Source organism: Sphingopyxis sp. EU05-FHT14B03 (genome assembly GCF_058790875.1).
The window spans coordinates 1,128,269-1,140,970 of record NZ_JBYTDC010000001.1 but is presented as its reverse complement, the minus strand read 5'-3'; the positions used below and the strand labels follow the sequence as shown (position 1 = coordinate 1,140,970).

Genomic DNA, 12,702 nt, shown 5'->3' with positions numbered 1-12,702 from the left:
GCTATGACCGGCAAGCCCGCGGCCCTGCTCGCGCTCGCCGCGGGTGCGGATGATGACGGCATGTTCCTCGCCCAGGTTCCCGAACCCCTGTGCGTCGGACCGCCCGCGCATCAGTTCCTGTTCGGTGGCATAGCGCTCGCGGCCGCCATCGAGGCGATGGAGCGGCGAACGGGGCGGCCCGCGCTCTTCGCCTCGGCGCAGTTCCTGACCTGGGCGCGGCCGGGCGATACACTTTCTTTCGATGCCGAAATCGTCGCCGACGGGCGCGTGGTGCGCCAGTGCCGGGTGACGGGACGATGCGGTCAGCCCGCCTTTCTTCACGTCCAGGGCGCATGCGGCGGACAGGATGCCGCGATCGCGCATCGCGACGCAGCGATGCCCGTCGTACCGCCGCCGGACGCGTGTCCGGGCCGGTCGATGGCGCGGCGCTTGTCGACAAACCTCAACGCCTTGCTCGAATTCCGGCTGGCGAGCGGCGCCATCCCCGATCGGGCCGATTGGAGCGGCCCCGGCGGCGTCGACCTCGCCTGCTGGATTCGCGCGCGCTGCGGCGCGCCGCTCGACCGCAGATTGCTGGCGGTCGTGGCCGACTGTGCCTTTCTGGCCCTCGATGACGCGCTCGGACCGACGACGAGAGGCAGCAGCCTCGACAATGCCATCCGCTTCGTCGCGCCGCCGGTCGGCGAATGGGTGCTCGCGGCGATGCATGTCGACGGGGGTGAAAACGGCATCGCGCATGTCGCGACACGGCTCTTTTCCGAGGACGGCGTCCTGCTTGCGGTCGCCGGGCAGACGATGCGGCTGCGCGGCTGACCCGCCAAAGCGAGAAGGCTTGCCAAAGCACAAAACAGTATACTAAATAAGCTTTCGATGGATTCGACCGAGAGAGGAACGTGCATGACCGAAGTCCCCACCAGCCACCTGCCGCTGCGGATCGAGGACATCACCGCTCAATGGCTCACGTCGATCCTGGCCGAGCGCTTCCCCGGCACGATCGTGACCGAGGCCCATATCGGCACGGTCATCGCGGGCACCGCGACCAAGGTCCGCCTGCTGCTGTCCTACAATGCCGCCGGACACGCCCACCGCCTGCCGCCGACGATGTGGCTGAAGGGCGGTTTCATCCGCCACGCCTATACCTTCGACGATTCCTTCGTTAACGAGGCGAAATTCTTCGCGAGCTGGGCTCCGGAGATGAATATCCACATCCCGCGCGCCTATTGGTCGGGCTGGCACGACGATGTGCAGGGGCTGGTGCTGATGGAGGATCTGTCGGCGCGCAACGTCAGCTTCGGCGACGCGCGGCGGCCGATCACGATCGACCAGCAGGCGCAGACGCTCGAACTGCTGGCGCGGATGCACGCGCGCTGGTGGCAGTCGCCCGAGCTCAAGACGTTGCGCAACTTCTCGACCGTCTGGCAGGCGGCCGACCGGGTGGTGATGATGATGCTCGAGCCCGAATATTTCGACGCGTGCATGAACCACCGCCGCTGCGCCGCCTATGTCGGACCCTATCGCGACCGCGACCGGATCAAGGCGGGGCTGCGGATGCAGTGGAAGCGGTCGGTGGAAATCCCGCAATGCTTCTCGCACGGCGACGCGCATCTCGGGAACATGTTCTTCGAAACCGACGGCCGGCCGGGATTTCTCGACTGGCAGGCGTGGCAGGAGGGGCCGTATATGCACGATGTCGCCTATTCGATCATCGGCAATCTGACGGTCGCGGACCGCCGGTCGGCGGAAAAGGACTTGCTCGCCGGCTATCTCGAAGCGCTGAAAACGCACGGCGTGGTGACGCCGCCGAGCCGCGCGGACGCGTGGGAGGCCTATCGCCGCCATGCGATGCACGGTTTCATGTGGCCGTTCACGCCGCTGGAAATGCAGCCGATCGAAATCGTCACGGCGGAGGGCGATTGTTTCGGCGCCGCCGTCGCCGATCTCGACACCTTCGGCGCGCTCGGCGTCTGACGCCGATGGACGAGGCAGCGGTCCGGTTGCTCGACATTGCGGGATCGCGCAACCTGCGCGATCTTGGCGGCTATCGCGCCGCCGACGGCCGCACCGTGCGCCGCGGCATGCTGCTGCGCGGCGGGCATCCGGCGGGGCTGACCGAAAAGGGGATCGCGCAGGTCGCGGCGCTGGGGCTGGGGGCGATCATCGACCTGCGCACGACCGAGGAACGCGCCGGCCATCCCTGGCCGGCCGAACTGGTCGGCGGCCTGCGCTACTGGACGCGCGATTATGATCTCAGCCGGGGCGATCTCGTCGCGATGCTGCGCGATCCCGCGACCGGACCCGAAGACATGAGGGCCCGGATGCTGCAAAGCTATCGCCTGATCGCCGACGAACAGCGCGGCGGCATCGGGGCGATGTTCGACCTGTTGCGCGACCAGCGGACCCCGCTGCTGATCAATTGCACCGCCGGCAAGGACCGCACGGGCGTGGCTTGCGCCATCCTGCTTACCGCGCTCGGTGTGCCGATCGAGAGCGCGCGTGCCGACTATGCGCTGACCGAGACGTTTCAGGACCCCGGCAGCCCCTTGTTCCATGTCGACCCCGATGGTCCCTTCGCTTATCTGCTCGCGGTCGATCCGGAGGTATGGCGGACGATGATGCGTTCGGCCCCCGACTATATCGACGCGACCTTCGCCGCGCTCGCCGAGAAATACGGGTCGCCCGAGGCCTATCTGCGCGCCGAACATGGTCTGGACGAAGCGGCGTTGGCCGCGCTCAGGGATCGGTTGCTCGAACCCTGAGGCGGGCGTCGTCGATCAGCCGCCGTGCCCGATCGCGCGGCACAGGAGGTCGACCTGCCGGCGCGTCATCGTGCGCAGATCGTCGACATCCGCCGCGACGGCGCCCAGCCCCCGCACCGAAAAGACCAGCCCGCGCGCCAGTTCGGCGATGTCGGCGGGCGGCATTTCCGCTGCGCTCCCGGCGATCAGGCGCGCGATCAGCGCCTCCAACTCGGCATAGACGCGGCGCACCACCGGAATCGAAAGATCGTCCATGTCGCGGGCGTCGGGCGTCGTGCGCTGCAGGTCGAAGACCTGAACCAGCCACAGGTCGCAGGCGGTGAAGAGGCGATCGCTCAGCGTGGCGGCGTCGCCCAGCCGCTCATGGATCTCGGCCAGTCGCAGCCGGTTGAGGTGGACGACGGCCGCCTCGAAAACCTCTTCCTTGCCCGGAAACAGCAGATAGAGCGCGGGGCGCGACATGTCGGCGGCGCGGGCGATGTCGCCCATCGTCGTCCGCGCGAAACCGTGCCGCATGAACAGTTCGGCGGCGGCGACCACCGTCCGATCGATCTTTGCCTCCGATGCCATCCTGCCCCCTTTTTTCGGCCCTAGGGGCCTGGGCTAGAGTCAATGTGACACTAACGCAATGACGCTTTTCGTCAAAATGTCATCGCGGTGATGGCGGTTGCTCCGATGGCGAATGCGCCGGCTATTCGCCCGTGAAGACGGGTTTCTCGCCGGAGGCAAAGACCTTGACCGCGGCCAGATTGTCCCTGGTTCTGGCCGTGCGCCCGACCGCCTTCGCTTCGCCTTCGAAGCTGCTGTGGATGTCCTGTCGCAGGCCTTCGCCGATCAGCGTCTTGATCTCGCCGAGCGCGATGGTGGCGTCATTGGCGAACCCTCGCGCGATTTCGAGCGCGCGGGCGCGGAGCTGCGCGGTCTCGACGGTTTCCGCGACCAGCCCCCATTCGCGGGCGGTGGCGGCATCGACCCGTTCGGCGTTCATCAGCATGCGCTTCGCGCGCGGCACGCCGATCGCGCGCGGCAACAGCCAGGTGAGGCCCGAATCGGGCGCGGACGCCAGATTCTTGAACGGCGTCTGGACCCAGGCATCGTCGGCCATCACGACATAATCGGCGGCCATCGCCAATCCCAGACCGATCCCGATCGCCAGCCCGTTGACCCCGGCAATGAGCGGGATCGGCAGCGCGTGCAGCCGGCGCAGCATCGGATGATAGAGCGTTTCGGCGCCGCCGAGCGGGGTGATCATGGCTTTACCCTCGGCGAGCGCCTTGCGGTTGACCATCAGGTTGTAACCGGCGCAAAAGGCGCGGCCCTCGCCCGTCAGCAGGACGGCGCGGCAGCGCCGCCGCGGCTTGGCGATTTCGGCCAGCGCGGCCGCCAGCGACTGCGCCATGTCGTCGCCCATCGCGTTCAGGCGATCGGGATCGTTGAGCGTGACGATCGCGAGAGGTCCTTCGAACGACAGCCGGACAAAGGCGTAGTCGATCGTCTCATTTGCTTGCGCCGCGGTCATGCGACGAGTCCCGCCTGCTGGTTCGCCTTGCGCCAGAATTCCCCGCCGACGATCCCGTCGATCTCGAGCTCCGCGACCTCGGACACGCGAACGAACAGCATATAGATGCCGATCACATGGATCAGTTCGACGATCTGGCGCGGCGAATAAAAGGCCGCGACGGCGGCGAAGACGAAATCGTCGACGCGCACCGTCTTCACCACCTGGCGCGTGAAGGCGAGCAGTGCTTTCTCGCGATCGTCGAATATTGGGTCGCCAAAGCGGTCGTCGGCGATCGCCGCGACCTTGGCGTCGGCGATGCCCATCGCCTTCGATACCTCGAGATGCTGTGCCCATTCATAGGCGCCGCGGTCGAGGTGGAGGACCGCGAGCACACAAATCTGGCGCTCGAGCGGCGGCACCTCGATGCCCGTCATCATCCCCTGAACGGCGAGCCCGATTCCGGGCTGGATCGTCACGGCATGGGCTAGCACGCGGCTGAGGTTCAACTTGCCGCCGGGTTTGTTGTCATAGGTATCGCGCTGCTGCGGCGTCAGGTCGTCGACCGCGACCGGGGGAATGCGGTTCATCCTCTATCTCCTCTTCCGGGAAAAAGGTTGGCTGGGATCGATGGCGGATGCAAGTATCAAATAACTTAGGTATATGATTATTCGTCGGAGGCGTCGGGGCCGCCGGCGCTGTCGCCGCACCGGATTTGCGCGAAGTGTGTTGACTCGCTAATCAGGTTCATTAATATAATCATATATACAACTAAGACGGCAGAAAGCCGCTTTGCGGAGAGGGAAAGGGTCGTTCGGCGCGATTTCATACCGGATAAAGGGACGGGGTAGCCGGACGGGTGGCCCCATTTGCCGGGCGCACGCGTCATCGGGGCCGCGGCGAGCGGCGCGGTGTCAGAAATATCACAAAAAATCAGGATAGTGGGAGGAAGACGATGAGGAATTTCAAGCAGTCGCTGTTGTCGGGGGTCATGTTGGGCGCCACGGTGCTGGCATCCGCGCCGGCGTTCGCACAGGCCGAAACCGATCGTTCCGCGAACGACAGCGTCGGTATCGAGGATATCGTCGTCACCGCGCGAAAGACCTCGGAAAGCCTGCAATCGACCCCGGTTGCGGTCACCGTCCCGACCGGCGACACGCTCGACAAGGCGCAGGTCAACGGCATCGAATCGCTGCCGAACCTGGTGCCCGGCATCGTCGTGCAGCCGTCGACCGGCCAGCCGGCCTCGGCCTTCATCGGCATCCGCGGTCAGTCGTCCTCGGACGCGCTGCTCGCGCTCGACCAGGCGGTCGGCCAATATTTCGACGGCGTCTATATCGCCCGTTCGTCGGGCGCGCTGTTCAACTTCGTCGATGTCGAGCGGGTCGAAGTGCTGCGCGGTGCGCAGGGGACCTTGTTCGGTCGCAACACCACCGGCGGCGCGGTCAGCATCATTTCGAACAAGCCCACCGGCGATTTCGGCGGCAGTGTGCGCGTGCGCTATGGCAATTACGACACCTGGGAAACCACTGGCGTCCTGAACCTGCCGATCCAGGGCGACGAGATCGCGGTGCGGCTGGTCGGCCAGCATGTCCAGAGCGACGGCTATGGCCGCAACCTCAGCTTCGACACGCCGCTCGGCGGCGACAATGTAGACTTTCTGCGCGGCACCCTGCTGATCGCGCCCGAAGGCACCGGGCTGACGGTGACCGTGGTCGGCGACTATACCAACCGCAACGGCCAGGGCCAGATCACCGGCCTCAAGAGCTACAACCGCAACCCGACGACCGGCGCGAACCAGAACGGCACGGCGCAGGCGGTTCTCGCCGCCTGCTCGGGCGCCACCCCGAACCCGCTTTGCCCGGTCAAGGGACCGGTCGCCGGCGATTCCTATGGAAATTATGCGGTCAGCGTTCAGGGCAAGGACAATTTCTACGACGTCGCGCTCAGCATGATCCCGTTCAGCAAGGCCACATCCTGGGGCGTCGGGGTGACCACCGAATATGAGATCAGCAGCTCGACCGCGCTGAAATCGATTACCGCGTGGCGCGGGGTCGACACCGAATCGCTCTCCGACAATGACGGGACGCCCTATGTGCTGACCGGCGGGCTGCGCCCCGGCGACGGCAACATCATCGACCAGTCGCAATTCTCGCAGGAACTGCAGCTGTCGACGCAGGCGTTCGACGATCGCCTGCAACTGATCCTCGGCGCCTTCTATTTCACCGAGCGGGGCACCGACCTGTCGAAAAGCTTCTCGGCCTTCCCGCTGGGGACGCGCCGTCTGGGCTATAACGACGGCGACATCGCCAACAAAAGCTACGCCGGTTTCGGCCAGTTCAACTTCAACATCACCCCCGAACTGCGCTTCACCGGCGGGTTGCGCTACACCGAGGACAAGCGATCGATCCTGAGCCGCAACCGCCAGGAGAATACCGATCCCGTCACCGGTATCCCCAACGGCACCTTCGTGTGCAGCCTCATCGTCGATCCCGGCGCGCCGTGCGAGAAGTTCACCAAGGCGACCTTCGACTATTGGTCCTACACCGCCGGTTTCGACTGGCGCCCCAACGACAATGTGTTCCTCTACCTCAAGACCAGCAAGGCCAGCCGGGCCGGCGGGTTCAACCCGCGCGCGACCGGGACGACGCCGCTGGTGTTCAATCCCGAAACGGTCGTCGACTATGAATTCGGCTTCAAGCTCGACCTGCTCGACCGCCGCTTGCGGTTGAACACAGCGATCTTCCAGACCAATTATGACGACATCCAGCGGACGGTTCCGGCGATCGTCAACGGCGTGCTCTCGAACTCGATCGTCAATGCGGCGACGGCGCGGATCCGCGGTATCGAGACCGAATTGACCGTGCAGCCGGTCGACGACCTGCAACTCGGCGTGTCCGCGACCTTCCTCGATCCGAAGTTCAAGGATTTCACGATCCCGCTGTCGCTGACGGTGTTTCAGGACGTCACCGACACGCCCTATTCCTTCGCGCCGAAGAGCTCCTATTCGGTCTATGCCGACTACACCGTGCCGATGAGCGCGGGCGAGTTGAACCTGCGCGCCGACTACAGCTGGCGCAGCAAGCAATATACGACCGGCCCGCTGATCGGCCCCGGCTATCAGGAGCAGTTCAAGGACACGGCCAAAATCCCGGCCTATGGCCTGCTGAACGGCCAGATCGCGTACCGGTTCGAGAATCCGAAGCTTGAAGTGGCGATCTATGGCCAGAACCTCACGCAGAAGAAATATTTCGCGCGCCTGCTCGCGATCGAGAACAGCCTCGGCGTCACCGGCTATTCGCCCGGCATGCCGCGCACCTATGGCGTGCGGCTGACCTACAAGTTCGGCGGAGAATGATCGCGGACGAAGGGTAATGGCGTCGATGGCGCATCCCCTCATAAGCCGGGAGGCAGCGGTTCGTCCGCTGCCTCCCGCGCCGTTGCCGGGATGAGCGGTGAAAGGATCGACCTTGGCGGCCGGGTGGCGATCGTCACCGGTGCCGGCGGGGGGCTTGGCCGGGCCTATGCCCGTGCGCTGGCCGAACGCGGCGCGGCGGTCGTCGTCAACGACCTGGGCGGCGACACCCGCGGTGAAAACCCGGCTGCCGCGCTTGCCGAAGATGTCGCGGCCGATATCCGGGCACGGGGCGGACGCGCCGTCGCCAATGCCGACACCGTCGCGACCCAGGCCGGCGGCGCGGCGATCACCCAGGCGGCGCTCGATCATTTCGGCCGGATCGACATCGTCATCAACAATGCCGGAAACCAGCGCAACGCGCTGTTCGAAGACCTGACCGAAGAGGATATCGAGGCGGTGCTCGCCGTCCATCTGAAAGGCAGTTTCTACGTCACCCAGCCGGCCTACCGGCTGATGAAGCGGCAGGGCTTTGGCCGGATCATCTTCACCTCGTCGCAATCGGGCGTGTTCGGCAATCCCTATCGCGCCAATTATGGCGCCGCAAAGGCTGGCGTGATCGGCCTGATGCGGGTGCTCGTGCAGGAAGCGCCGCCGGCGATCCGCATCAACTGCGTCATGCCCAACGCCAGCGGCAGCCGCATGGGAGCGCCGGGCGAAGAGCGCGTCGACAAGGATTTCATCGCCGCGATCCTCGCGCGCGGCAACGCCTATGCCGATCGAAGCGCGCCCGACCATGTTGCGGCGCTGGTCACATGGCTGGCGAGCGACGCGTGCGATGTGACCGGCCAGACCTATTCGGTGCTGCGCGGCCATTATGCGCGGGTGTTCAGCGGGCGCGGGGAGGGGTGGGCCGGCGCCCGCGCCGATTGCGCCAGCGCCGACGATATCGCCGCCCATGCCGCCGCGATCGCCGACACGGCGACCTGGCACGAGCCGCAAAACGGCCTCGACGAAGGCGATATCGTCCGCGCCGCCCTCGACCGGCTTTATGGTGAAATGGAGAAAATTTGATGGCGTCGCGCCACTCGGGGTCGTTCCGCAGCCTGGGCATATTGTTCGCCGCGACGATGGCGATCGCGATTGTCGGCGTACATTTTCATGTGGTCGGCGCGATGGTCAAGCCGCTTGGCGACGCCTATGGCTGGAGCCGCGGCGACATCGCCTTTGCGCTGACGATTTCCAGCGTCGTTCACCCGTTCACCAACATCTTTCTCGGCATGCTCGTCGACCGCTACAGCTCGCGCAGCATCGCCTTGCCGGGCATCGCCGGCTGGGCGGTCGGCACGGCGCTGCTCGGGTTCGTGGGCGGGCCGATCTGGACCTGGTACGCGGGCTATGTCCTGTTCAGCCTGCTCGGTTTTGCCGCGAGTTCGATCGTCTTCACCAAGCTGATCGTCGAGAATTTCACCAAAAGGCGCGGGCTGGCGCTGGCAACCTCGCTGGCGGGGGCCGGCATCCTCGTCAGCATCATCCCGACGATCGTTCTTGCGCTCGAACGCCATTTCGGAATTGCCGGCGTCTATCCGGCGATTGCAGCCTGTGCCTTCGTCCTGATGTTCATCCCCTGCTGGCTGTTCCTGCCGCGCAGCCGATCGGCGGAGATGCCGCCGATGTCGGCCGCACCGTCGAGGCCAAAGGCCGACTGGCGCGAAGTCGTCGGCTCGACGATCCTCTGGCGCCTGCTCTTCGCCTTCCTCTTCGTCGCCTCCTGTGTCGGCACGTTCATTGTCCATCTTCAGCCGATGCTGGCCGACGCCGGACTCAGCCGCGACGAGGCGGCGACAGTGGCGCTGTTCATCGGTCCGGCGATGATCGCCGGGCGCCTCGGCACCGGCCTGTTGTTCGATATCCTGCCGACGCGGCTGGTGGCGGCCTGCGCGTTCAGCCTGCCGGCCTTTGCCTGTCTGTGGCTGCTCGCCATTCCGCTCGACTATGGCAGCGCGGTCGCGCTCGCGCTGTTGATCGGCGTCGCGATGGGCAGCGAGGTCGATGTCGTTGCCTATATGTCGAGCCGCTATTTCGGCCTGCGCCGCTATGGCCTCGTCTTTGCGATCCTGATCAGCACCTATGGCTTCGCGGTCGGCACATCGTCCTGGGGCGCCGGCAAGGTGTTCGATGCGGCGGGAAGTTATGACGGCGTGCTGATCGCGCTCATCGCGGGCGTGGCGCTTGCCGTGGCGCTGGTGGTATCGCTGGGCCGCCCGCCGGAACTCGAACGCGAAACATCGTAGACGCGGCGATGCGGCGGCCGGAGAATCCGAGGGCCGGTGGCGAAGCTGCGATATTTGCGGGGGTTTCGCCCGTCATCGGGGACGATAATCCGCCGTTTCGGTGGAATATTCATATCAATTCACCGAATTATATATACGATATTGACATGGCATCGGCGGGCGCTAGGCTTCCCGGAAGCTCCGAAACAGGAGACTCAATGAGGATGGGCCGCAGAGCCCGCAACGGGAGGGGTCAACCCCATGCAAAACTGGAAATCGATTCTGTTCGCCGGCACCGCCAGCGTGATGCTTGTCCAGCCGGCCTTCGCCTATCAGGGTGAGGCTCCCGCGGCGGCGGAAGCGACCGACAATATCGGGCTGAACGACATCGTCGTCACCGCACGCCGGCAGGAAGAGCGTCTTCAGGATGTCCCGGTCGCCGTGACCGTGCTGACGCCCGAAACGCTGGAGGCCAAGGGGACGTTCAATCCCGTCGATCTTGTCCAGGTTACGCCGGGCCTGAACGTCACCGCATCGGTATCCGACCGCAACAACCTGACCTACACGATCCGCGGCCAGGGCTTCTCGTTCGGCACCGTGTTCCCGGCGGTCATCACCTATTTCAACGAAGTCCCCATCGCCCGCCTGACCCAGGGGCAGTTTTTCGACCTTCAGAACGTCCAGGTGCTGCGCGGACCGCAGGGCGTCAACTTCGGGCGCGTCACCGATGGCGGCAACGTCATGGTCACGCCGCAGACGCCGAAGGAGGATTTTGGCGGATATCTGACCGGAAAGCTCGGCAGCTATGGTCTGCGCACCTTCAACGGCGCGATCAACGTGCCGATCGTCGAGGACAAGGTGCTGGCGCGTGTCGCGTTCGAAACCGCGCGCCGGTCCGGGTTCACGACCAATGTCGCGAACGGCCAGAAGCTCGACGATGTCAAATATGAATCCTTCCGCGGCGGCCTGACCCTGCGTCCGGTCGAGGGATTGGAAAACACCACGATCGTGTCGTACCAGCGCACCCACGACAATGGCACGGCGGTGGTTTTCGCGGGGTTCAATCCGGCGGCGTCGGGTCTCGCCCCCGCGATCGGGCAATTCTCCTTCCTGTTCTCGGGCGCCTATGGGATCGACCCCAACGGCAGCGTCGTGCCGTTCCGCGCCGGCCTCACGCCGCTGAGCGCGCCGGCCTATATCGCCTCGCTGCAATCGCAGCTCGCGGCGCAGAACGCGCGCGGCATCCGGCAGATTTCGCAGGTCGACCCGACCTATAGCGAGCGCAAGAACCTCTACATCGTCAACACCACGACCGCCGATCTGTCCGACAATATCCAGATCAAGAATGTCTTTGGCTATGTCCGCGAACGCGAGGACGAGGCATCGAACTTCGCGGCGAGCAACGGCGCGGCGGTGCTGACCTGTCATTCGGCCTGTCCCGGCGGCCTGCTGTTCACCAACCAGGAACAGTATAGCGAGGAACTGAGGATTTCGGGACAGGCCTTCGACAATCGCCTGAACTTCTCGCTCGGCGCCTATTTCGACGAGCAGCGACCGGCCGGCCCGGCGGAAAATGCGACGATCAACGTCGCGATCCTGAACCGCGTGGGCGTCAACAACATCACGACCAAGTCGCGCGCGGTCTATGGGTCGCTGGAATATGACATCACCGACAATTTCAGCGTCAACGGCGGCCTCCGCTACACGCGCGACACGATCCACTCGGAACAGAACACCTATCTCAGCCCGATGGACGGCGGGCAGGCGGCGCTGTTCAATTTCCTGACCGGCCCCTTTGGCGGCAACCTCCCCCCCGCCATCGCGAACCAGGTGGTCGCCGCGACCTTCGCGCCGATCCCGCACGGCCAGTGCGTCAGCTATGGCGCCGGCTCTGTGCTCTACGCCAGCGGTCCGGGCAACTGCATCGTGCGCGACGGCAAGTTCAACGCGACGACCTGGTCGGCGGGCGCGACCTACAAGACCGATGGCGGCCAGATGTTCTATGGCAAGGTCAGCAAGGGCTATCGTCCCGGCGGCGTGAACGGGACCGCCCCTCCGGGCGTCGATCCCGCCTATCAGCCCGAGACGGACATCTCGTTCGAAGTCGGCGTCAAAGCGGATTTCCGCTTCAACGACGTGTTCCTGCGGACCAATCTTGCGGCCTATACCGACCGGTACAAGGACATTCAGAAGAACGTCGTGCTTCCCGGTCCGGTACCCGTGTCGTCGGTCCAGAATGTCAATGACGCGCGGATCAAGGGCATCGAAGCGGAAGTCACGCTGATCCCCGTCCAGGGGCTGACCCTCGGCGGCACCTTTGCCTATACCGACGCGAAATTCGACAAGCTGGCACCGATCGTCGTCGGCAATCCCTGCGATCCGACGCAAACGACGACGGTCGGCTTCTGTTCGGACAACCGCTTCAACTCGGTGCCGAAGACGCAATATTCGCTGACGCTCGATTATACGCTGCCGCTCGATGACAAGCTCGGGCAGGTCAGCTTCGGCGCTGTCCTCTATCATCAGTCGAGCGTGTCCTATTCGGACACGAGCGTGTTGAACCCGCAATCGATCGAAAAACCGTTCACGACCCTCGACCTCAACCTGAACTGGAAGAATGTCGGTGGCCAGCCGATCGACCTCGGGCTGTTCGTCACCAATGTGACCAAGGAAGTTTATCGCATCGGCACGAACAATCTGATGCAGAATTCGTCGCTCGGCATCCTCGGCAACATCTATGCCGCGCCGCGGATGTGGGGCCTGTCGATGAAATACCGGTTCGGCGCCGACGCCGATTGACCGGCGCGGCGCCGCCGTCAT

The 12,702-nt window shown here is 65.0% G+C and carries 10 protein-coding genes; 7 read left to right on the top strand and 3 right to left on the bottom strand.

Annotated features, from left to right (window positions below; genetic code table 11):
• The first annotated feature begins 3 nt into the window (after nucleotides 1–3).
• From AC3WS4_RS05565 to AC3WS4_RS05555, 3 genes are all read left to right on the top strand, one after another.
• Entirely contained in the window at nucleotides 4–813 is an 810-nt protein-coding gene (locus AC3WS4_RS05565; protein WP_492735871.1) for an acyl-CoA thioesterase, read from the top strand.
• Between the two features lie 84 nt (nucleotides 814–897).
• Nucleotides 898–1,968, top strand: a complete 1,071-nt coding sequence (locus AC3WS4_RS05560) for a phosphotransferase (RefSeq protein ID WP_492735873.1) — start codon at nucleotides 898–900, stop codon at nucleotides 1,966–1,968.
• 5 nt (nucleotides 1,969–1,973) lie between these two features.
• Entirely contained in the window at nucleotides 1,974–2,756 is a 783-nt protein-coding gene (locus AC3WS4_RS05555) for a tyrosine-protein phosphatase (RefSeq protein ID WP_492735875.1), read from the top strand.
• A gap of 15 nt (nucleotides 2,757–2,771) precedes the next feature.
• On the opposite strand, the gene AC3WS4_RS05550 is transcribed toward AC3WS4_RS05555, so the two are convergent.
• The 3 genes from AC3WS4_RS05550 to AC3WS4_RS05540 all read right to left on the bottom strand — a co-directional run bounded on the left by AC3WS4_RS05550 (nucleotide 2,772) and on the right by AC3WS4_RS05540 (nucleotide 4,844).
• A complete protein-coding gene (locus AC3WS4_RS05550) occupies nucleotides 2,772–3,326 on the bottom strand; it encodes a TetR/AcrR family transcriptional regulator (protein WP_492735877.1) in 555 nt (184 codons plus the stop codon).
• Between the two features lie 121 nt (nucleotides 3,327–3,447).
• On the bottom strand, nucleotides 3,448–4,275 hold the full coding sequence (locus AC3WS4_RS05545; RefSeq protein ID WP_492735879.1) for an enoyl-CoA hydratase/isomerase family protein: 828 nt from the start codon (nucleotides 4,273–4,275) through the stop codon (nucleotides 3,448–3,450).
• Entirely contained in the window at nucleotides 4,272–4,844 is a 573-nt protein-coding gene (locus AC3WS4_RS05540; protein ID WP_492735880.1) for a carboxymuconolactone decarboxylase family protein, read from the bottom strand. Before AC3WS4_RS05540 ends, AC3WS4_RS05545 begins: the two co-directional genes overlap by 4 nt.
• A 365-nt stretch (nucleotides 4,845–5,209) precedes the next feature.
• Here AC3WS4_RS05540 and AC3WS4_RS05535 point away from each other — a divergent pair, with 365 nt between their 5' ends.
• The 4 genes from AC3WS4_RS05535 (at nucleotide 5,210) to AC3WS4_RS05520 (ending at nucleotide 12,681) form a co-directional block, all read left to right on the top strand.
• Nucleotides 5,210–7,612: a TonB-dependent receptor gene (locus tag AC3WS4_RS05535; protein WP_492735882.1), complete on the top strand. Its 2,403-nt coding sequence runs from the start codon at nucleotides 5,210–5,212 to the stop codon at nucleotides 7,610–7,612.
• 90 nt (nucleotides 7,613–7,702) lie between these two features.
• Nucleotides 7,703–8,683 (top strand): SDR family NAD(P)-dependent oxidoreductase, encoded by a 981-nt coding sequence (locus AC3WS4_RS05530; protein WP_492735884.1) that lies wholly within the window; start codon nucleotides 7,703–7,705, stop codon nucleotides 8,681–8,683.
• The gene (locus AC3WS4_RS05525) at nucleotides 8,683–9,903 is read left to right on the top strand and encodes an MFS transporter (RefSeq protein WP_492735886.1); all 1,221 of its coding nucleotides are present in this window, start codon (nucleotides 8,683–8,685) and stop codon (nucleotides 9,901–9,903) included. Before AC3WS4_RS05530 ends, AC3WS4_RS05525 begins: the two co-directional genes overlap by 1 nt.
• A 240-nt stretch (nucleotides 9,904–10,143) precedes the next feature.
• Entirely contained in the window at nucleotides 10,144–12,681 is a 2,538-nt protein-coding gene (locus AC3WS4_RS05520; protein ID WP_492735888.1) for a TonB-dependent receptor, read from the top strand.
• Nucleotides 12,682–12,702 lie beyond the last annotated feature (21 nt).